We start from the raw sequence: 22,005 nt of genomic DNA, 5'->3' as shown, positions 1-22,005 counted from the left end.
AGGGATGGGGAAAGTTAAAGAAGCGCTATTTTGACACGCCGACATGACGACAGGGCGATGCTGCCCGCAGGCGCTCAACAGCCATTTTGTCACCGGTTATCCAGCAGCGAGCCGCAAGCGCACTCGACTGCGACCCTATCGGCGGAGCACCGTGTTGCTTGAGCGAGCGCTGCAACCACCTGCCTTTCCAGCATCGAACCGCAGCCAACAAGACGTGGCGAGCAGTTGTCGGGGGACGGCGCGGAGAAACCGGCGTTTACGAGTGGGACATGCTGCCCCTTGCGCCGGCGGCGCCCACCTGGCGGTAGCACAGCAGGTTTATCAGCGGCTTTAATTCGACACCAGCCATTCCCGGGCAATACGCAGTTGCCGAGTCTTCGATCGGCAGCGGCACCCGTCTGTTGCGGCGACTGACCGCGACACAAAAAAACACCGGCACGCCGCGGTAAGGCGGCATGCCGGTGTTTTAAAGCACTACTGGCCGATATGCTGTTTCAACCAGGCATTGACCGTGTCGTGCCACAGCACGCTGTTGTCCGGCTTGAGCACCCAGTGGTTCTCGTCGGGGAAGTACAGGAACTTGGAGTCGATGCCCTTGCGCTGCAGCGCGGTGAACGCGGCCAGGCCCTGTTCGACCGGGATGCGGAAATCCTGCTGGCCGTGGATGACCAGCATCGGCACCTTCCACTTGTCCACGTGCAGCACCGGGTTGAACTTCTCGTAGCCGGCCGGGTTCTGCCACGGCGTGCCGCCGTTTTCCCATTCGCTGAACCACAGCTCCTCGGTGGCGTAGCCCATGGTGCGGTTGTCGAACACGCCGTCGTGGTCGACCAGGCACTTCCACGGCTGATTCCAGTTGCCGGCCATCCAATAGACCATGTAGCCGCCGTAGCTGGCACCCAGCGCGCAGGCCTTGTCGCCATTGAGGAAGCCGTACTGCTTCTGCGCGGCGGTCCAGCCCTTCTGCAGGTCTTCCAGCGGGCGGTCGCCCCAATGCTGGCTGATTGCGTCGGTGAAGTCCTGGCCGTAGCCGGTGGAGCCGTGGAAGTCGATCATCACCACCGCGTAGCCCTGGCCGGCATAGGTCTGCGGATTCCAGCGGTTGCTCCAGCCGTTGCCGAAGCTGCCCTGCGGCCCGCCATGGATCAGGAACGCCACCGGGTAGGTCTTGCCTTCCTGGTAGTTGTACGGCTTGACCACGTAGCCGCGCACGGTGTCGTTGTTCCAGCCCTTGAACTGGAACTGCTCGTAGTCGCCGAACTGCACATCGGGCAGTTGCTCGCCAGCAGTCTGCGTGATGGCGCGCAGGTTCTGGCCCTGCACATCGCTGACGAACACCTGATCGCCGCTCTTGAGCGAGTTGCGGGTAAACGCCAGCGTGCTGCCGGCCAGCGTCGGTGCATGCACGCTGCCCTCGCCCACCAGCTTGGTCGCTTCGCCGCTGGCGATGTCGATCTTGAACAGCGGATGTTCGCCCAGGTCATCGGCACTGGTGTAGATGCTGCTGCCGTCATCGGCAAGGACGATTTCACCGGCCGAGCGATCCCACTTCGGCGCGATCTCGCGCGTCTTGCCGCTGGCCACATCCATCGCCATCAGGCCGAAGCGGTCGGCCTCGAAACCCGGGCGCTTCATCGCGCGGTAGTACAGCGTCTTGCCGTCGGCACTGAACACCGGGCCGGCGTCCCAGGCCGGGTTGGCGGCAGTCAGATTGACCGGCGCGGACTTGCCGGTGGCATCCAGGCGATATAGATCGAAGTTGGTCTGCCACGGCTCGTCGTTGCCGGTGGACTTGGCGGCAGCCTTGGCATTCTTGCCGGCCTCCGGACCATGCGGCTGCGGGATGCGCACGCTGGCGACCACGCTGCTGCCATCGGGCGACCAGGTGTAGTCGTCATTGCCGCCGAACGGCTTGGACGGCGCATCGCCCGCCAACGTGGCGCTGATCGCCGAGGCGCCAACCACCGGTTTGGCTCCGGTTGCGGGCAGCTCGGAGACGAACAAGGTGTTGCGACGGCCATCGTTCCAGGTGTCCCAATGGCGCACGAACAGCTGGTCGTACACCACGCCGCTGGCCTTGGCATTCTTTACGCTGGCGAGCTTTTTCTTGGTGCACTCCAGGTCCGAGCCGCAGTCCTGAAACACGCCCGCACTGAAGGCGATGCGCTTGCCGTCCGGGGAAAGCTTGTAGCTGTCCACGTCCACCGCAAACGCGGTGAGCTGCTGCGGGGTGCCGCCGGCCAGCGGTTGCGCGTACAGCTGCTGGCTGCCGGATTTGCTGCTGAGGAAGTACGCCGTCTTGCCATCGGGCGACAGCGCCGGGCTGTTGACGTTCCAGCCTTCCGGGGTGAGCCGCTTGGGCGGCGACAGATCGCGAGTGCGCAGATTGCGCACCCACAGGCTGGTGGCCGGCTTGCCATTGGCGGTCTTGGCCTGGCGTTTGGCGAACAGCACCACGCTGCCATCGGGGCTGAGCGTGGGCGAGGACACCCGATCCAGCGCGACCATGTCGCGCACATCGAAACCGCGCGCAGCGGCAAGGGTTGGCAAGGCGGCCAACAGACATAAAGGCAGCACGGCGTGACGCAGCTTCATCGAGATTCCTGCAACGGCAAAACGTCGATGGTAGGCGTTGCTGCAGCGCACGCGCAAAGGCTTGCGCTTGGGTCTGCCTGTGCGGTCGCGTGGGCATCGCCTCGTGCATGGGATTGCGCGCCTGGGCGCGACGACCAGACGCCAAGCCAGGTGACGTCAAACGCGAATGGCTGGCGCGCATGACGGCATGGTTCATGCGGGCAGCGAGGCCGGTCACGCCGCCCAGGTCCGCTTGCCTCCTGCGCGCTGCGTTGGAGAGGTGATTGCCACGGTGGGCGCACTGGCGGTCGCTACATCGAGAAAGGCTTCCCCTGCGGCAGGGCACCGCAGCCTTGCGCGACGATCGGCAGCGCCTGGCGTGACGCGGACGGACGTTGCAAGACGCCGGTCGATCTGGCGCCTCGCACCCTTGGCCATGCACGACGAGACGGGGTGTGCATGGACGGCAGCCCACCCTGCCCCTGGCCCGTCCTGCGGCGAAGAACCGCCGACAACACGACTGTGCTCACCGCCAGACGGGCGTGGCCAGTGTTCGGAACCCTCATGTACCACTCGTACACTCCGGTTCCTCCCCGCTGTCCACACCGCCCTGAGAACCGCTCGCTACGTTTTGTTGGCCACTCCTAGAAGCGGTGCGACATGCCCACATACACCTGCGCGTCCGGGGTGCGGTCGTTGAGGCCGAAGTTGGCGCCCACGTCCAGTTGCAACAGCGGGTTGATCAGATACGCAGCGGCGATGTCGGCCGAATACTGCTCGATGGTGTCGGCGGGGTCGCGATTGATCGAGGACCACACTTCCACCGCCATCGACAGCTTCGGCGTCAACGGGCGCGCAAGGTTGATCGCATTGATCACCGCGACGTGCTTGCCGCTGCCATCGCTGTCGGCCAGCCAGTCGACCTCCGGGCCGAAGGTCAACGAGAAGCTGTTGGGCAAGGCGAAGTTGATCGGCAGAGCGACGCCGCCTTCCCATTCGTCGTTGCCCAGGCCGGTGCGCGCGGTCGGCGCCTTGACGAACGGCAGCACCGCAACGGTAGCGGTATCGCTTTCGTAGAAGCGCGCCTTCATGCGCAGATAGATGTCGCCGCCGCCGCTCAGGCTGCTGCGTGCACCGGTGGCGCGATCGGTGGTCTTGACCTGCAGCTGCGGCGCCCAGTTGAGCTGCAGATCGATGCGGTCGCTGACGCCGTACTTGAGCGTGGGATTGGTGAACACCGAGGTTTCGATGCGCGTGCCGGGCTGGCTGTCGCGGGTGTAGCTGCCGATGTCGGTTTCCAGCTGCCAGGCGCCGGTCGGCACGGTACAGGTGGAATTGGCCTTGGTCGGCCGATCGGTGCACAGCGGCGCATCGGTGGCGTCTTGCGCCTGCGCTTGAGTGGCCAGGCCGCACAACACGCCGGCCACGGCGATGGCCAGCAGAGGGGTGCGCCGTACGCGGGACGAGGAACGGGGATTAACAGTCAGCATTGCAGTAACTCCATGGCAGAGCGCTGGATCGATGACACGACAGACCAGCAGTGAGTGAGGGGGAATGCACGTGGAGAGGTGGATCGACTGCACGACGCCGGAATGGCAGCGTCCGGTCGATCCTATCGAACTGTCGAGCTCGTATGACAAAAAGCGACCGCAACCGAGCGCCGGAAGAGACGCAGTGTGATTGGGCTAACGGTTTTGCCAGACAGCAGCGGCGGCGCGATGGCCTACGGCGCGGAGATCAGCGGGGTCGATCGAGGCATGCGGCAGCCGTAACGCATCATCCGTGCGGGAGACGGCACGATACGGAGCGGCGGCATAAAGGCGCTATGCATGCGCGCCGGAGTTGGCATAAAGCCGGCGCAAAGGCTGGCTGCAGACCAGCTAGCGCCATCGTGGACGGCCGAGGGGGCTGCCGCGGCGGTGCGTGGCTAGGTTGCAGAGGGCAGCGGCAGGCGCTGCGGGCAGGTCGCCTTGCGCGCCCGCCAGGACGGCGCATGCATCGCATGCGCCGTGTCTGTAACAGGCTCAGGCCGCCTGTTCGCCACGCTTGCCGACGCGATACAGCAGCCAGCCGACCACGGCGAGGATGGCCAGGCCAACCCACTGATTGAGCTGCAGGGCAGCCGGCAGCGCCAGCACGTCGGCGCGGCTGGACAGCACGATCGGCACGGCGATGGCGATTCCCATCAAGGCCTCGCCGGTGATCAGGCCGGCCGCAAACAGCACGCCCGGACGATGCACCCGATCGCGGCCGTCTTCGTCGTCGGCGCGGATGTTGTGGAAGCGCTCGACCAGATGCGCGATCAGGCCGCCGATGAAGATCGGCACCATCAGCTCCAGCGGCAGGTAGATACCGATCGCCGCGGCCAGCACCGGCACGCGGAAGCGCTTGCCGGTGGCCTTCAACCATTCGTCCAGCGCGATGATCGCAGCACCCACCACCGCTCCGATGGCGATCATGGTCCACGGCAACTGGCCGCCGAACAGGCCCTTGGCCACCGAGGCCATCAAGGTGGCCTGCGGCGCGCCCAGCGAATTGGGGTGCTGCGGGGTAGCCGGGCCGATGCCGTAGGCCTGGGCCAGCAGGTTCAACACCGGCGCCATGATCAGCGCGCACGAGAACGCGCCGATGCCCAGCATCAGCTGCTGCTTCCACGGCGTGGCGCCGACCAGATAACCGGCCTTGAGATCCTGCAGGTTGTCGCCGCCCACCGCCGCCGCGCAGCACACCACCGCGCCGATCATGATCGCCGCCACCGCGCCCAGCGGTGCGGCGCCGATGCCGACCGGCACCAGACCGTCCTTGCCCAGCAACAGCACCAGCACCGCCGAGGCGAACAGGATGGTGGAGATGGTGATGCCCGAGACCGGGTTGTTGGACGAGCCGATCAACCCGGCCAGGTAGCCGGACACCGACACGAACAGAAAGCCGGCCACGATCATGATGATGGTCATCGGGATCGACACATGCCACTGCTGCACGATGGCCTGGTACAGGCCCAGCAGCGGCAAGGTGCACAGCACCAGCGCCACCAGCATCCACTTCATCGGCAGGTCGCGCTCGGTTTCGGCGACCACGCCGCCACCGCTCTTGCGCGCGGCGGCAAAGCCGCTCTTGACGCCGGAAAACAGCGATTTGCGCAGCGAGAACAAGGTCCACACGCCGCCGATCAGCATCGCGCCGACGCCGAGGTAGCGGATCTTCGCACCCCAGATGCCGAACGCGGCATCGGCCGCCGGCGCACCGGCCAGGCTCTGCGCCAGCGCCGGGTCCGAGCCCATGAAGAACTGCTGATACAGCGGGATGGCGATGTGCCAGGACAGGATGGAACCGGACAACACCACGATGCCGACGTTCAAGCCGACGATATAGCCCACGCCCAGCAGCGCCGGCGACAGGTTGGTGCCGATATAGCCCACCAGACGGCTACTGCCCAGGTAGGTGGCCTGCGCCCAGGTGTCCGGGATCACGCGCAGGCCGCTGGCGGCGGCGAGCTTGACCAGCGCGCCGATGGCGCCGGACGCCGCCAGGATCTTCAGGCCCGGGCCGGGATTTTCGCCGGCCTTGAGCACCTCGGCCGCAGCCTTGCCCTCGGGGAACGGCAGCGGGTCTTCCACGATCATCGAGCGCCGCAGCGGCACCGAGAACAGCACACCCAGCAACCCGCCCATGCCGGCGATGCCCAGCACCCACCAGTATTTGAAGTCCGGCCAGTAGCCCATGATCACCAGCGCGGGGATGGTGAAGATCACCCCGGCCGCGATCGACGAACCGGCCGAGGCACCGGTCTGGACGATGTTGTTCTCCAGGATGGTGCCGCCGCCGAGCAGGCGCAGCACGCCCATCGACACCACCGCCGCCGGGATGGCGGTGGCGATGGTCAAACCGGCGAACAGGCCGAGGTAAGCGTTGGCGGCCGAAAGCACCACCGCCAGCACGATGGCCAGCACGACGGCGCGGAAGGTGAGCTGGCGCGGTTGCGCGTCGTTGCTCATTGGGCATTCCCCTGTGGGCAAAAAATCCGTACCACGCTAGCGCCTGGGCCGACGCGAGTCCAGCTGCGGCGCGGCGTGACAGTGTGCCCACTGTGGCGAGTGGAACACCATCCATGAGCACAGGCGCAGCGGGCATGCTCCGGACTACCCCATCGATGCGCTGGCCTGGTGCAGCGAGGCCAGGCCGGTACGCCGGTGTGGACATCGATTCGCCTTGAACGCCGGCCGGGAGCGTGGCGATCGGCACCCTCGCTCCACGGCCCCGCCCTAGCGGGAGCGCGCTCCCCACGGTCGGCCGATGCTGTTTGCGCTGGCCGATCTCCATCGACACGCCCCCCGCACCAGCACGCAGCCGCGTGCCGAGAGGCCCGACAATGCACCATCCATTGAGCGCTTCCCTGCTGGCCGGCATGCTGCTGTCGCTGCCAAGCGTCGGCGCATTCGGCAACGAGCCTGCTGCGCACGGCACGCGGTGCCCCGCCCCTGCAGCGGTGCGTTACGCGGCCGGCCGCTACCGTGCCCATGCGCGGATCGAAGTGGCTTCCGGACGTGGCGAGTGGTCCGGTACGCCACAAGCCAACGCCGGCAAGCCGCGCCATCTGTCCTCGGTGCTGTACTACGGCAAGCGGTCCGATACAGCAACCAGCACGGGTGTGCTGGTCAATTGCAGTTATACGTTGCCCACCGGCGAGGATGTCGACCTGGCCTACTTCGACCAGCAAACGCCACAAACGCCACGCAACCTGATCGTCGCGCTCCAACATCCCGCTGTTTGGCTGGTCGATCAACCACCGGCACCCGGAGAAGATCAGTTCTACGCCTGTACTCGCAGCCTCAAGGACTGCGCGTTCGAGCCGCTGCGCCTGGAATGACGCAGCGGCGCGCGTGCGCAGCCCCTGACGGGGCCGATCCTCAGTGCAGCAGCTCGGCAAACGCGCGATCGGCTTCGATCACGTCCGGCAGCGCCGCGAACAATGCATCCAGATCCACGCTATCCATCAACGGCCCGCGCAATGCTTCCAGTGCGGCCGGCGTGGCACCGGCATGCGCATGCAATGCATCCGACACCTGGGCTGCCTGCGCAACCACCAGCGCCATCGGCGCACCGTCCGGAGCGGCGGCTGGGCGGACCTGGTAGGCGATCGCCTGCTGGATCACCGCAGGCAACTGCCAACGACGCGCCAGTTCGGCGCCCACCTCCGGGTAGCCGAAACCCAGCTGCAGGGTTTCCTCGGCGGCGTGGCCGGCCGATGAGGTCTCGTGATTGATGCGGCCGGCATACTCCGGCGCGCCGGACTGGATCAGCAACTCGCCGATGTTGTGCATCATGCCGCAGGTGAAGGCGGTTTCCGGATCCAGGCCGTGCTGGCGCGCCAGCAGGCGGCAAATGCCGGCCACCTCGAAACTGTGGCGCCAGAAGGACTTCAGATCGAAGCCGGGGCCGGCGCGAAAGGCGCCGGTCATGGCCGAGGCCAGCACCAGGGTGCGCAGCGTGTTGAAGCCCAGGCGCATCGCGGCGTCTTCCACGCTGGTGGAATCGCGCAAGCCGTGGAAACGCGCCGAATTGGCCAGGCGCAACACCTTGGCAGCGATCACCGGATCGCGCTCGATGGTGTGCGCCAACACATCGATGTTGGTATCGGGATTGTCGAACTGGGCAATCAGTTCCTGCGCCACCTTGGGCACGGTGGGCAAGGTGTGCAACTGGTCGAACAACGCCTCCAACTTCATGATCGCCTCGCAGGTCAATGGTGATGAGTGTGGCTGACAACGGGAGTGCGGGTCGGCCCGGTGCGGACGGCGCGCAAGCCACGAAGTGTACGTCCGATGCCGCCGATCCCGAACACTGCGCCTGCCGCCGCCGCACAGTCGGTTGCCAACGGTTTCGTTCCGGCCAGGCGGGACGCCCTCCCTGGTGTAACACGGGCCGGTTCCGCGGCGATGACCGCCACCGGGCCGAGCTGAAAAGCGGTATCTGCAGCAACCTCGCCAATCCTGCCCGGCGTTACCCTTGCTTGCGACGCGTCGCTGGCAGGCGGCGACATCCGACCGACCGACGCAGGTACTGCGATTGCGCGCTGGCGCCCACCTCGATCGGTCCTGGCATCACCTGGCACCACCTGGCGGTCAGCTTGGATGGGCGAGCGAGTGCACATGCATCGCACCGCCAGCACGCAGCGGCCCTCGGCGCTTGTACCGAGCAGCGCCGGGCGTGGTCACGCGACATGCGGCCTCTGCCGCCCTGCCTCAATGGAAGTCGCGCGAGGGCAGCTGCATCTCGCCGAGCAAATCGCTGAGGTCGTACAAGTCGCCGGCAATCAGATGCTCCACGTCGTCCACGCGCTCCCAGCGGCCACGTACGGCGAGCAGGCGCGATTCGAGCAATGCACGGCGGCGGCGCAGCGCCAGATGCGACCAGACGATGACGTTGATCATGCCGTGTTCGTCTTCCAGGGTGACGAAGATGGTGCCCTTGGCGGTGGCCGGGCGCTGCCGTTGGGTGACCAGCCCGGCCACATGCACGCCGCTGCCGTGGCGACGGCCCTGCAGGTCGCGCAGGCCGAGGATGCGCCGCTGCTGCATCTGCGGGCGCAGCAGCGCCATCGGATGCTGGCGCAGGCTCAAACCGACCGAACGGTAATCGGCCAGGATCTCCTCGCCTGCGCGCGGTGCTTCAAACTCCACCTCGCGTTCCTGCGGGCTGCCCGGCAGCAGCGGCCGGCGCGCTTCCACGCCGGCCATCGCCCAGCGCGCGGCGTTGCGGTTGCCGACCAGGCCCTGCAAGGCGCCGGCCTCGGCCAAGGCCAGGCGCGCCTTTTCGTCGAGTGCGGCGCGCAGGCACAGATCGCCGATATCGGCGAAGGCCCGCTGCGCGCGTGCGGCGACAATGCGGGTGGCCACCACTTCCGATAACCCGGCGACCTGGCGCATGCCCAGCCGGATCGCCGGTTGTTCGCCAGGGTCTTCGTCGCTATGCCAGGGCCGGCCACCGACCAGCGTGTTGTCCCAATCGCTGTGCAACACATCCACCGGCAACACCTCCACGCGCGCGCGCTCGGGGCTGCCGCGGCGCGCGTCCTGCACGATCTGGCTGGCCGAGTAGAACCCCATTGGCTGCGCATTGAGCAACCCGCAGGCAAAGGCTGCCGGCTCGTGGCGCTTGAGCCAGCAGCTGGCGTAGACAAGCTTGGCGAACGAGGCGGCATGGCTTTGCGGGAAACCGTAGGAACCGAAGCCCTTGATCTGCTCGAAGATCTGGTCGATGAAGGTGGAGGCATAGCCTTTCTTTTCCATCAATCCGCGAATACGCACGCGATGCGATTCCATATCGCCACCACGGCGCCAGGCCGCCATCGAACGGCGTAGCTTGTCGGCCTCGTCAGGGTCGTAGCCGGCGTGTATCACCAACTCCATGACCTGCTCCTGGAACAGCGGAATCCCCAGCGTCGGCCCGAGGATCTTCTCCACGCCTGCGGAGGGATAGCTGATCAGGCTCTTGTCTTTGCGGCGTTGCAGGTACGGATGCACCATGTCGCCCTGGATCGGGCCAGGGCGCACGATCGCCACTTCGATCACCAGATCGTAGAACTCCGCAGGCTTGAGCCTCGGCAGCATCGCCATCTGCGCACGCGACTCGATCTGGAACACACCCACCGTATCGGCGCGCTGGATCATCTTGTAGGTGGCGGCATCCTCATCCGGCAACGTCGCCAATTCGTAATCGCGCCCCCGATGGCCACGCACCAGGTCCAGCGTCTTGCGAATGCAGGTCAGCATTCCCAATGCCAGGCAATCGACCTTGAGCAGTTTCATGGTTTCCAGATCGTCCTTGTCCCACTGGATGATGGTGCGGTCGGCCATGGCGGCGTTTTCCACCGGCACCAGCAGTGACAAGGGTTCGTCGGAGATGACGAATCCGCCGACATGCTGCGACAGATGGCGCGGGTGATCGCGCAGCTGCTCGGTCACCGCAAGAATCTTGTTGATCAGCGGGTTGGCCAGATCGAAACCGGCTTCTTCGATACGCTGCTCCATCGGGGTGTCGCCATTGCCCCAGCCATAGCAATTGGCCAGCAACGCGATCTGGTCCGGCGGCAGGCCGAACGCTTTGGCCACATCGCGCACTGCACTCTTGCCGCGATAGCAGATCACCGTGGCCGCCAGCGCCGCACGTTCGCGTCCGTATTTGTTATAGACGTATTGCAGCACTTCCTCACGACGTTCGTGCTCGAAATCCACATCAATATCTGGCGGCTCGTTACGTGCCTTGGACAAGAAGCGCGATATCAACAATCGCGTCTTGATCGGATCAACCGACGTGATGCCGAGCGCATAGCAGACTGCCGAATTTGCTGAAGACCCACGCCCCTGGCACAGGATGTCTTTGGAGCGAGCAAACCGCACCACGTCCTGTACGGTGAGAAAGAAAGCCTCGTATTGCAGTTCGGCGATCAGCGCCAATTCTTTCTCGATATCGTCGCGCACTTTCTCTGGCGTACCATCTGGCCATCGCTCACGCATCCCCTCCTCGGTGAGCTTGCGCAGATAACTCGCCGGCGTATGCCCCTCCGGCACCAGTTCGCGGGGATAGGTGTATTGAAGCTTGGAAATATCGAAGCTGCAGCGCGCGGCCAGCTCTACCGTGGCCTGCAGCAGCGCCTGCGGATAGATATTGCCCAGGGCACGCCGCGTGCGCAGGTGGCGCTCGCCATTGCGGAACAGATGCGCCCCACACTCGGCCAGTGGGGTGGTGTGGCGGATGGCGGTCAAGGTGTCCTGCACGATGCGCTCGCGCCGCTGCGCCATGTGCACATCGCCACTGGCCAATGCGGTCATGCCCAGTTGCTGGGCCAACAATTGCAAGGCAAGCAGACGCGCTGCGTCGTCCTGTTCGCGATGCAGTTCCACTGCCAGGAAGGCACGCTCGCCGAACACCTGCTGCAGCCAGACGCCCTGCTCGGCCTGCGGCTGCGCACCGGGCAACCACAGCGCGAACGCACCGGGGACGACATCGCGAAACTGCGCCTGGACCTCGGCACGCCCGAGTCGATACGCGCCCTTGCCTGCCGCACGCCGCGCGGTGGTGATCAGCGCGCACAACTGCGGATAGCCGTGTGCGTTTTCCACCAGCAGGACGAAGCGGGTGCCGTCGACGAGCGTGAATTCGCTGCCAACGATCAACCGCACGCCGGTGGCACGCGACGCTTCCAGGCCACGCACGATGCCGGCCAGCGAGCATTCGTCGGTAATCGCCAGTGCGCTGTAGCCGCAGTGTTGCGCACGCGCGAACAACTGCTCGGCACTGGAGGCGCCACGCAAAAACGAAAAGTCCGACAGGCAATGCAGCTCGGCATAGCCAGGCAGGCCGTCGGCGTGCTGCGCATGGACGATGTCGTCGTTGGCCGCGCGCAGCCGTGCCGCCACATTCCAGCCGCGCGGCATGCGCCCGCCCGGCGTGTCGCGGTCCACGCCATCGACAGCGTCGTCCCAGCTCATGGGCGTATACCTGCAAAAACGCGCCGCCACCGCGCCGTCTTTGCAATGCGCGGCAGATCGCATGGTTGCAGCAGCCCCTTCGCATCATGGTATCGGGCGCTGGCGGCAGCGCTGCGATGACCATCCAGGCACCCCACGCCCCACTCTGGCAGTGGCCTACGCCGGATCACGCAAACCACCCATGCAGCATCCAGCCATCCACACGGCCGGGGGCGGCGAACGCCCAGCCGCGCCGGCCGCGTGCGGTCTCCACCACGTAGTAATCGCGTCGCGCCTCGTCGTCGTCCCACCAGCCGCTTTCCAGTCGTTCGGGACCGGAGACGATGCGCAGGTGCGGATCGTGCAAAGGCACCGGTTGCGGCAGCAACCAGGTGGGCCGCGGCGGGCGTGGCGGCGCCGCAGCTTCGCGCACTGCATCGCCGATGGCGCGACGCCAGGCGCGTTCCGGGCGCGGGTCGTCGGCCGGCAGCACGCGGTACACCGCCTCATCACCCAGGCGCGCACGCAGCCGCTCGCGCAGTTGCGGCCAGTCCACCGACTGCTGCGCACGCTGGTCGAACAAGTCGCGCATCGCCGGCACGAACGGTGGCAGCTGGCGCGCCAACAGCCGCATCGCCACCACCGGCCGCGGAATCTCCACCCGCTCCAGCCGGTTGCGGGCCAGCTCGAACAACAACGTGGGCGCACGCTCCGGCGTCAGCAGACCGATCTCGACATCGGTGGCGCCTTGTTCGTGCTCCAGACGCAGCAAAAATCGTTGCACGCCGCCATCGCGGATGGACAGATACGTGCACAGATCGCCGATCAACCGGCGCAGCGGGAACAACAGGGCCGGATGGGTTTCCACCTCGTAGCCCAGCTCCACGCGTTGGTCGAAGTGGTCCGGGGGCGCGTAGCACTCCAGCGTGTCATCGACGCTGCCATAGAGGCGGTCCAGATGATCGAGCAGGCCCACACCGAAACGCCGCTGCAGCCCGTCGCGCGGCAAGCCACGTACTGCGGCGAGCGTGCGCACGCCCATGTGCTGCAGACGCTCGCCGGCATCGCCCGGCAAGGCGGCCCGGCGCACCGGCACCTTGTCCAGGGTGCTGTGCAAGGCCGGCACCTGGGTCAGCACCATGCCATCGCGCAGCCCGGCCAATACGCGCGCCGCGCGTGGGGTGGGCGCCAGTGCAAGCCGGTGCTGGAAACCCAATGCCTGCAACTCATCGCGCAGGCGTCGCTCGAAACGCGGCCATGGACCGAACAGACGAAAACTCGCCCCGGCCTCCAGCACGATGGCGCGCGACCATTGCTGGCTCACCAACGAACTATGCCGGTACGCCCAGGCCGCAAGAAACCGCTGGGTACGCGCTTCGTTCTGCGCGTCGTAATCGACCGTGCGCACCTGTGCCATCAAGGCATGCGCCGCAGACAGGCGCATGCCCGGTTTCAATCCAGCAGCGGCAGCGGCGGGGTTGGCCGAATGCAGGCTGCGCAGCTGCGCCGGCCCCTGCACCAGCACCAGCGGCGCGTCCGGCTCTTCAAGCCGCCGTAGAACGGCGTCCAGTGCCAGCTGCGGCAATAAGATGCAGGCCCACAACATGCGCGCGGCTCAATGCGCCAGCCGCAACGGCTGCGAAGGCACCTGGCCGCCGCGGCACTTGCGCACCTGCCAGGCATCGCGCTCGGGCAGGAATTCCAGCCGCAACGCCGCCGGCGATGCATTGACCGCATGCCGACGATCGCGCAACGCGAACGCGCAGCAATTGCCGCTGTCGGCCGCCACCTGCAGCCGCCGCAAGGCGCGCACATCGCCGGTTTGCGGCCACCCCAGCACTGCGGCGCAGGCGCCGCTGCGCAGGCATTGTTCGAATGCCCACAGGGCGTCGCGCGGCTCGGCATGCACCACTTCCAGATGTTCCAGCACCACCCCGCCCGCCTGCCAGGCCGGTGCGTACGGGATGAAGGGCGGTGCCACCAGCACCACCCGGCTGCTGGCGCCGGTCATCCGCGCCAGCGTGGGCAGCAACAAGGCGATTTCGCCGATGCCATGTGCGGGCAGCAACAACTCGGTGAGCGCACGCCGCGGCCAGCCGGCATCGGGCAGCAGCGCATCCAGTGCGGCATGCCCGGTGGATTCGCCCCCATTGGCCGTGGCGGTGCCGTGGCCTGCGCGCCATACCGTGCGCGCAGCCAGCAAGGCGTCCAGCGGCATCGCCAGCGCGGCATTGCCGTGTTGTCGCAGCTGCACGGGCTCGCTCATCTCAACCCTGCCGGATCAGGCCGCAGTACAGCCCTTCGATCGCGAAGTCGGCGTCGGCCGCCACCACGATCGGCGCATGCGCGCGGTTGCGCGGCAGCAGGCGGATGCGTTCGGCACCGCGCTCCAGGCGTTTGATGGTGATCTCGCCATCCACCCGCGCCACCACGATCTGCCCATCGCGCGCGTCGTTGCTGCGATGCACGCCGACCAGGTCGCCATCCAGGATGCCGTCGTCGATCATCGAATCGCCCTGCACTTTCAGCAGGTAATCCGGACGCAACGAAAACAGCGTGCGGTCCAGCCACAGCTGCCGCTCCAGCCCGATATCCGCCCCGATCGGCACACCGGCAGCCACCCGTCCCAGCACCGGCAAGGCCAGCAAGGCATCGCGCCCGGCGCCGCCTGGCACGCGGATGCCGCGCTTCTGGTTGGGCAACAGTTCGATCAACCCCGCCTCGGCCAGCGCCTGCACGTGCTTTTGCGCGGCATTGCGCGAGGCGAAGCCGAACGCCTGCGCGATCTCGGCCAGACTTGGCGACACCCCTGTGCGGGCCTGCTCCTGCAGGAAAGCCAGCACGGCCAGACGCTTGGGAGAAAGAGGTTGCATGAGAGTGGGGCGACCGACAGGACGAGGTGTACATTTGTACACTTTTCAATCGCAGGAGACGAGACTGGCTTGCTGAGCCGCTTCAGCACAGCGCTTGCGGGCGGCTGACGACAGAGTTATAACCTACGTACTAACGCGAGGCATTACCATGAAGCTCAAGATCACCTCCATCGGCAATTCCGCTGGCGTCATCCTGCCCAAGGAACTGCTCGCTCGCCTGCGCCTGGGCAAGGGCGACGAGCTCTATGCACTGGAAACGCCCGACGGCATCAAGCTGACCGCGTTCGACCCGACCCTGGCCGCGCAGATGGAGGTGGCCGAGCAGGTGATGCGCGAAGACCGTCAGGTGCTGAACAAGCTGGCCAAATGAACACGCGCATGCTCGTGTGGATCACCCGCGCGCTTGCCCTGGCCATCCACGAACGTCAATTGAGCGAACACGGTGGCGCTGCCGGCATCCGTGATGAGGCCTTGCTGGACTCGGCGCTGGCCCGTCCACAGCAATTGTTTTCCTACGGCGATCCTCCGCCCGATCTGGTGGAGTTGACTGCAAGCCTGGCCTACGGGCTGGCGCGCAACCACCCGTTCGTGGATGGCAACAAGCGTACCGCGCATGTCTGCTACCGCGTTTTTCTTGTGCTCAATGGTGCCGAGCTCATGGCCTCGCAGGAGGAGAAGTATGTCGCCATCATGGGATTGGCCGATGGCGCATGGAGCGAGGCGGAGTTTGCCCAGTGGCTGCGTCCACGGGTGCGCTTGCGTGCAGATACGCATCTGCATGAGCCACGGGGGCATTACGGTTGATGCATCATGTCGCCCCGCTGGCGACGGGTCGTGGTGCATCCGCAATGACGCAGGATGTCTACATTCTTTCCCGCACAACGTTGCGGCTGCACGGATGTCTCAACACATCGCCAGGTTCGATACTGCGTGGTTTGGCGCTTTAGCGTAGTGGCCATCCATGGCCGTGCGTCGCTGCCGTGCAGCGCATGCCGAAGGCTGCGATGGATCTGAGTCACTGCTAGTTCGCTACGCCCTCAGTCCTTTGCATACACCACGCCCAACTTATCGATCTCCTCACCTGCGCGGCCGGTGAAACCGGCGATATGCCAGCCGCTGGGAGCGGTCAGCGTGTAGGTCTCGCTGGTCGGGCTGCCCACCTGCACGCTGCGGCCTTTGTTGGTGCGCAGACTCAACGAGAACAGGCGGGTGCGGTCGTTGTACCTGCCAACGCTGAAGGTAGCCGAGGACAGCGTTTCGTTGGCACCCAGCGACAATGTGGTCGCCTGCCCACCGCTGCCGCCATGCGCGAGCAGCTTGCCGCTGTCCAGGATCACGCCGACGCCATCCAGGCGCGCACCGCCGCGCAGGGTCACGCCACTGAGCCGGCGCACGCCGGGGTTGCCGGCCAGATCGTTGAACGGAACGCCGTGCGGACCACCGAACTGGTCGCTGGTGCGCAGTCGATCGCCCACCGCCCATCCGAACTGCGTAGACAGCGGGTAGTGGTCGGACAAGGGCTTGCCGGCGCTGTCGTAGAAGCCGCCGCCATCGAGCTGATAGCGATTGGCCACCAGGGTCAGTTGCGGGGCGTCACGGTACAGGATCTTGTCGACCACCTCGCAGCTATTGGTAGGCGGCGTGCCGCAGAGCAGCGGCGCGGCACCGGCCGCCGGTGCGCTGCCCTTGATCAGTTCCACCCACGTATCGGTCAGCCCATTGGAGGCGATCAGCTCGCGGATGTTGTCGTCGCTGCGGGTGTAGCGCGTATTGGAATCCATCATCACCAGCACCGCGTTGCCGGCCGACCAGGTCTGGATGAATTGCGAGAGCTGGCCGATATTGGCACGACGCGCCGACAGATCGCCCGCTTCGACACCGGCATTGGGGTGCGCGTTGTAGACGTCCAGCAGCACGCCATCGGCCAGGCGTACGCGCATGTAACTGAACCCCTTCGGGGTCAGGCAGTCGGTGCCGTTGCACTGGTTCCACTTGATCCGGGTGAAGTCACTGAAGGGATAGTTGCTGAGCGTATTGAGCCCGTCGCCGAAGGCGGCACCGCCACTGGTGGCTGTGCGGTACGGATGCGCGTCGCCAGCGTACAGCGTGGCGTGGTAGTTGAAGTCTTCCTGCACGTTGACCAGCCCGTAAGGCGCAAGTTTCGGTGCGAGCAGTGCGGTGTTGGTGGCCGGCGTTCCGCTGGACAGGCCTTCAGGCAGGCCGGCGACGTTGTAGGTCAGCACGTCGAGTATGCCGACGGTTGTTTGTGCCTGGGCGATGCCTGCGCAGGCAAGACCGAGAATGATTGCGAGACTGACGAGAGTACGTCGCTGGTGGAGCATAAATCGCCTCTTGCAGTGATGAGAAACAGCGGCTGGCACGGTGGCCAGGGATACGGCGCTCAAACGCCGATGCAACCACACGCGCCGGCGGAGACCGGCGCGCGCAGCGTCATTCGCTCAGGTAATGCGGGTCGATCGCGGCGTCGATCAATGTCGCCAAGGCTGGTAGCGGGCAGTCGTACTCCGGGGTGGCGCTGCTGCAGCCGGGAATGAACACCGGCGAGGACGGTGGCGGCGCCTGCGGTGTCAGTGCGCGGCGTTCGCGCAGTTGCGCCAGCGTCTGCGCGGTGTAGCGCAGGCGGATCACGCGCTGCCCGTCGGCACGCAGCCAGCGTTCGAAGACCAAGGCACCACCAGGCACGGTCTGGTCCGGCTGGTACCCCGGCAACTGCCAATGCAGATCGAACATGCCAGCCAGCAAGGTCAGCGTGCCGTCGTGTCCGGACAGCACCACCAGCCGTGCATCCCCACCAATCGGCGTGGCACGCGCTGCAGTGGCGTTTGCACTGCCGTTGGCCTCGCTGCCTTGCTGCAAGGTTGCCAGCAGCCGCGCCGCCAATGGCGAACTGGCCATCCGCGCGACCGTCGGCTCACGCAGGCGCAGCGCGAACTCGGCCTGGTGCGGTGCGAACGCGCGCAGCAGGCTGGCCTCGTCCAGGCCTTGCCACCCCAGTGCGGCAAAGTCTTGGCCGTCGGCCCAACCCATCAGCAGGCTCTCGCTGATGCCCGATGCGGCCGCTGCCGGGCCTTCGACCCCGGCAATGCCGTGGTGCGCATCGCCCATGCGTGCAGGTACCGCATCCAGGCGTTGCTTGCCGGCAACGGCCTGCGCCGGGCACGGCCGTTGCGTGCATTGCAACAGCAGTTGCTGCAAGGTGTCGATGGCATCGCGCTGCGCCGCATTCCAGCTCGCAACATCGCCGCCGACGCGGCCGGCGATGGCTGCGCGCATCAATGCGGCGGCAGCGGGTTGGCGCAATGCCGGCGCGCCATCGAACAGTGGATCGGATGCATCGTCGGCAACGTGGTGCACCGTGTTCGTGCACCCGGGCGTAAGCGTGCTTGCCAGCGCCTGTGCCGAGGCGATGGTGCGCTGGGTGCGGTTGGCCCAGTAGTACACCTTGTCGCAAGCATCGCCATCGAACAGGCCGAGCGTTGCGTAATGGGCGCGATAGTAGCGGCCGAACAAGGCTTCCAGACGTGCGCCGTTCTCGGTGAGGTAACCGGCAGGCACGCCGAAGCGTGGCCAGGAACGTGCGGAGTACCTGCCCAATGCTTCCGGGCTGGACATCGCCGCGCGCACGCCATGGCGCTTGAGGATGACGACTTTTTCAAGCGTGTCAGGCGTTGCTGCGGCGGCGTGCGCGGTTCCCGGCGGAATCAGCGCAGCAACGACAGCAGCAAAATATCCAAGACACAGACGCGGTAGTGATGACATGCCTTCGATCTCGATCATGGCGCCACCCTGTGTTGCGACAGGGCGCGACCGGCAGTTGGCAACAACGCCACAGCGGGCGCCGTTGCAGGTGCAGATGACGCCCTGCTGGAAGGCGCCCTGTTGTGGCCTTTGGCTGTTGTCGGCAACGCTGGAGCGGCTATCGCAGCGGCTATCTCCCAAAAGACCGCGGTTGCAGCATGTCGCGCTACACGCGTGCAAGATGGAGCGCACCGCCCTCGCCTGACGGATCCCCGCCTACCGGCTTGCCTTGACCCCACTCAGAACCGCGCGCGCACTCCAAGCGACCAGGTGCGGCCGTAGTCGGTATAACCGCCGAACAGGTGATCACCGACGAATTGGCGCTGCACTTCGCCGGTAAGGTTGATCGCATTGACGAACACCGACAGCGTGTCGTTGACCTTGTAGGCCACGTTGGCATCCAGGCTGCCGAACTTGTCGCTGTTGAGCGTGGCGACATCGGCAGTGCCCACCGCGTTGAGAATCTCGTCGCTCCAGCTGTAGCTGACCCGTGCCATCAACGGCCCCTTCTCGTAGAACAGCACGGCGTTATAGGTGTTCTTGGCCACCCCTTCCAGGCTGTCGGTAAAGCTGCTGGTGCCGTCGTGATAGGTCGCCTTGCTGTCGGTCCAGGTGTAGTTGAGCTGCATGCCCAGGCCGTCCAGCGGCGACGGCAGGCTGCCAAAAACCTGCTGATACGCCACTTCCGCGCCCTGCACCATCGCCTTGCTGCCGTTGGTCTTGGACGACAACAGATAGGTCTGGCCTTCGTACACCAGGTTGGACATCTGGGTCTGGATGAAGCTGGAGATGTCCTTGTAAAACAGACCGCCGTTCAGTGCCGAGGTGCCGTCGATGTACCACTCAAAGGTCAGGTCGTACTGCCACGCTTCGAATGGCTGCAGCGCTGGGTTGCCGCCGCTGGCGGTGAGGCGTTCGCCACTGGAATTGAAGGTCAGCTTGGACGACAGATCGGTGAGGTCAGGGCGCGTGATCACCTTGGCTGCGGAGGTGCGCAACACCATGTCCTCGCGCACGTCCCAGGCGGCGTTGAACGAGGGCAGCACGTTGGTGTAGCTGCGCTCGAAATGCACCGGTTGCGCGCTGCCATTGACGTCGGCATGGCCATCGGTGGCCTGTTCGGTACGCACCACGCGCGCACCGAGATTGCCGCGCAGTTCGCGGCCCGCCAGCTGTGTGCCGAAGTTGGACATCGCATACGCCGAGGCGATCTTTTCCTGCACTTCATAGGAATTCTGCAGGTCGGCGCTGTTGGGGGTGTCGCTCAGATCGGCGCTGGTCGGCCAATTGCCCCAGAACGCGGATTCGATCGGCGCCAGCCATTGCCGCGGCAGGTTGCCGTTGGCGTCGGCCAGCATGTCGCCCACCGGCAATGCGGTGAAATAGCTGCCCGGGAAACGGACGCCGGCGATACTGTTGAGCAGCAGGTCGGCGCGATCGTAGGTGCGCGAGCGCTGGCGATACTTGGCGCCCAGCTTGAAGTCGCGGAAGAAGCTGCCGTCGAGTGCGCGCCTGGCATCGAACTGCAGTGCGTCTTCCTTGTCGCGCGCATCGATCTCACGCCATTCCAGCCGGCGCCCTGCCACGGTGGCCGGGTTGGTCGGATCGAAGCCGTTGCTGAAGCGCCAGTCCGGCACGTTGTCGCCGTCGGCTTGCGGCATGTCCACGCGCATCGACAGGTTGGTGCCACTGCGCAGGCGCGTGCGCCGGATCGGGTCCGAATCGTAGCTGTGCGCCTGCGAGTGGAAGGCCACCGCGCCCAGCGTCCATTGGTCGCCGCTCCAGGTGCTGGACAGGCGTGCACTGCGATTGTCGTCGGTGATGCCTGAGGTCTCGCGCGAGATCTGCACCTGCCCATTGCGATAGTCGAAGCCGGTGATGCCGCCGTTTTCCACGCGCAGATTGCTCAGCTTGGCCAGGCTATCGAAGCCCACGCCCATGCTGTATTCGTCGTAATGCACGGTCTGCCTGGCGTAGAGCAGATCCAGATTGGTTTCCCATTGTGCGCTAGGCTTCCACTGCAACGAGGCGGCCACGCCGGTGCGTTCGCGCTCTTCCAGCTCCAGCGTCGGCCGCAGGCCCGTCGGCACGTAACTGGCGCCGGGGACGCCCGGCACACCGTTACGGTAGTAGTCCCAGCTCACCTCGTTGACGCGGTCCTGGCGCAAGCTGCGTTGCGCATATGCGCCAGAGATCAGCATGCCGAAGGTGCCCTCGGCATTGACCCAGTTGAACAGCCCCGACACGCGCGGATCGTTGGCATGCGTGCGTTGTGCCTGGCTCGATTCCAGCGATACGTTGGTCAGGGCCTTGCCCAGCTCCAGCGGGCGGAACGTGCGCACGTTGACGATGCCGCCGATGGCGCCTTCGTCCAGGTCGGCGGTGGGGCTCTTAATCACGTCCAGCCCGGAAACCAGTTCGGCCGGCAGCGTGTCGTAGCGAAACTGCCGCCCGGTCTGACCGGACGTGCGCACGTTCTCGTTGACCGCCATGGTCTGGCCGTTGAGCGTGGTGACCTGGAAGTTCGGCCCCAGGCCGCGCACGCGCACGTACACGCCTTCGCCGCGGTCGCGCACGATCGAGACACCGGGCACGCGCTGCAGCGCTTCAGCCACGTTCTGTGCCGGCAGCTTGCCGATGTCTTCGGCGGCGATCACATCCACCACGCTATCGGCGTAGCGCTTCTGGCGCAGCGCGGCGCTGAGGCTGCCGGCGTAACTGCCGAGCACCTGGATACTGTCCAGTTCCTGCACCGGTGGGTCTGCGCGCGGTGCTGGCACTGTGACGGTCGTTGCGACTGCGGCCGTTGCAGGAACCCCCTGCGGCACGCCGGGCGCTGGTTCGGCGGTTTCAATCGTCACCGTGGTCGCATTGAGATAGCGGTAACGCAGGCCGGTGCCATCGAGCAATTGCTGCAACGCCTGCTCCGGTGCGATGCCTGCAGGGGTGGCACGGGTCTGCGGGTTGCCGGCCACGCCGGCGGCATACACGAACTGCAGCCCGGTCTGACGCGACAGCGCATTGAGCGCGCGTGCCAGCGGTTGTGCGGGAATCGCATCGACCGACACCGCCGCAGGCGTGGTCTGGGCACCGGCAGTACCGGCATGCAATGCGAGAGCGATCGAAAGAACCAACGTACGACGCATCGTGGAATCCAGTAGGGAGGAAGCAATGCGCAGCGCCACGCTTGGGCGGGAATGCTGCGTTGTACCCGGACTACGAGGGACGACAGCGACGATCGGGCACCGTTTTTTGATGAATTTTCTGTG

The 22,005-nt window shown here is 65.9% G+C and carries 14 protein-coding genes and 2 other RNA genes; 4 read left to right on the top strand and 12 right to left on the bottom strand.

The genetic code is table 11. The annotated features are described in order from the left end of the window. Window positions 1-202: 202 nt before the first annotated feature. A non-coding RNA gene (locus VZ068_RS06695) (sX9 sRNA) lies at window positions 203-271 on the bottom strand. A gap of 203 nt (window positions 272-474) precedes the next feature. After that, complete coding sequence (locus tag VZ068_RS06690; RefSeq protein WP_349657226.1) at window positions 475-2,595, bottom strand: S9 family peptidase; 2,121 nt, start codon at window positions 2,593-2,595, stop codon at window positions 475-477. A gap of 543 nt (window positions 2,596-3,138) precedes the next feature. Here VZ068_RS06690 and VZ068_RS06685 point away from each other — a divergent pair. Beyond that, a non-coding RNA gene (locus VZ068_RS06685) (sX9 sRNA) lies at window positions 3,139-3,214 on the top strand. 4 nt (window positions 3,215-3,218) lie between these two features. Here the strand turns inward: VZ068_RS06685 and VZ068_RS06680 are convergent. Both VZ068_RS06680 and VZ068_RS06675 read right to left on the bottom strand, forming a co-directional pair. After that, window positions 3,219-4,064, bottom strand: coding sequence for a transporter (locus tag VZ068_RS06680; RefSeq protein WP_259166139.1), 846 nt, complete (start codon window positions 4,062-4,064; stop codon window positions 3,219-3,221). Window positions 4,065-4,598: 534 nt separating this feature from the next. After that, a complete protein-coding gene (locus VZ068_RS06675; protein WP_349657225.1) occupies window positions 4,599-6,569 on the bottom strand; it encodes an oligopeptide transporter, OPT family in 1,971 nt (656 codons plus the stop codon). 386 nt (window positions 6,570-6,955) lie between these two features. Here VZ068_RS06675 and VZ068_RS06670 point away from each other — a divergent pair, with 386 nt between their 5' ends. Continuing rightward, window positions 6,956-7,441, top strand: a complete 486-nt coding sequence (locus tag VZ068_RS06670) for a DUF3757 domain-containing protein (RefSeq protein WP_349657224.1) — start codon at window positions 6,956-6,958, stop codon at window positions 7,439-7,441. 40 nt (window positions 7,442-7,481) lie between these two features. Here VZ068_RS06670 and VZ068_RS06665 read toward each other — a convergent pair whose 3' ends face one another. The 5 genes from VZ068_RS06665 to lexA all read right to left on the bottom strand — a co-directional run bounded on the left by VZ068_RS06665 (window position 7,482) and on the right by lexA (window position 14,917). Then, window positions 7,482-8,300, bottom strand: a complete 819-nt coding sequence (locus tag VZ068_RS06665) for an HDOD domain-containing protein (RefSeq protein ID WP_349657223.1) — start codon at window positions 8,298-8,300, stop codon at window positions 7,482-7,484. A 516-nt stretch (window positions 8,301-8,816) separates the two neighbouring features. Continuing rightward, entirely contained in the window at window positions 8,817-12,065 is a 3,249-nt protein-coding gene (locus VZ068_RS06660) for an error-prone DNA polymerase (RefSeq protein WP_349657222.1), read from the bottom strand. A gap of 166 nt (window positions 12,066-12,231) precedes the next feature. Beyond that, window positions 12,232-13,650 (bottom strand): DNA polymerase Y family protein, encoded by a 1,419-nt coding sequence (locus VZ068_RS06655; protein WP_349657221.1) that lies wholly within the window; start codon window positions 13,648-13,650, stop codon window positions 12,232-12,234. 9 nt (window positions 13,651-13,659) lie between these two features. Beyond that, window positions 13,660-14,310, bottom strand: coding sequence for a translesion DNA synthesis-associated protein ImuA (imuA, locus tag VZ068_RS06650; RefSeq protein WP_349657220.1), 651 nt, complete (start codon window positions 14,308-14,310; stop codon window positions 13,660-13,662). A gap of 1 nt (window position 14,311) precedes the next feature. After that, entirely contained in the window at window positions 14,312-14,917 is a 606-nt protein-coding gene (gene lexA, locus VZ068_RS06645; RefSeq protein ID WP_259166149.1) for a transcriptional repressor LexA, read from the bottom strand. Between the two features lie 148 nt (window positions 14,918-15,065). Between lexA and VZ068_RS06640 the strand changes: the two genes are divergently transcribed. Further along, window positions 15,066-15,287 carry an AbrB/MazE/SpoVT family DNA-binding domain-containing protein gene (locus tag VZ068_RS06640; RefSeq protein ID WP_104532761.1) on the top strand — a complete coding sequence of 74 codons (222 nt, stop codon included), beginning with the start codon at window positions 15,066-15,068 and terminating at the stop codon, window positions 15,285-15,287. An 8-nt stretch (window positions 15,288-15,295) separates the two neighbouring features. Then, window positions 15,296-15,721 carry a type II toxin-antitoxin system death-on-curing family toxin gene (locus VZ068_RS06635; protein WP_349657219.1) on the top strand — a complete coding sequence of 142 codons (426 nt, stop codon included), beginning with the start codon at window positions 15,296-15,298 and terminating at the stop codon, window positions 15,719-15,721. Between the two features lie 233 nt (window positions 15,722-15,954). Here the strand turns inward: VZ068_RS06635 and VZ068_RS06630 are convergent, their stop codons facing one another. The 3 genes from VZ068_RS06630 to VZ068_RS06620 all read right to left on the bottom strand — a co-directional run bounded on the left by VZ068_RS06630 (window position 15,955) and on the right by VZ068_RS06620 (window position 21,882). Then, entirely contained in the window at window positions 15,955-17,259 is a 1,305-nt protein-coding gene (locus tag VZ068_RS06630) for a jacalin-like lectin (RefSeq protein WP_349657218.1), read from the bottom strand. Window positions 17,260-17,368: 109 nt separating this feature from the next. Then, the gene (locus tag VZ068_RS06625; RefSeq protein ID WP_259166373.1) at window positions 17,369-18,697 is read right to left on the bottom strand and encodes a histidine-type phosphatase; all 1,329 of its coding nucleotides are present in this window, start codon (window positions 18,695-18,697) and stop codon (window positions 17,369-17,371) included. Between the two features lie 278 nt (window positions 18,698-18,975). Further along, entirely contained in the window at window positions 18,976-21,882 is a 2,907-nt protein-coding gene (locus VZ068_RS06620) for a TonB-dependent receptor (RefSeq protein ID WP_349657217.1), read from the bottom strand. Window positions 21,883-22,005: the final 123 nt, after the last annotated feature.

Origin of the sequence: Xanthomonas sp. 10-10, from assembly GCF_040182365.1 — a bacterium.
GTDB classification, from domain to species: domain Bacteria; phylum Pseudomonadota; class Gammaproteobacteria; order Xanthomonadales; family Xanthomonadaceae; genus Xanthomonas; species Xanthomonas arboricola_F.
This window is presented reverse-complemented; position numbering and strand designations above follow the sequence as displayed.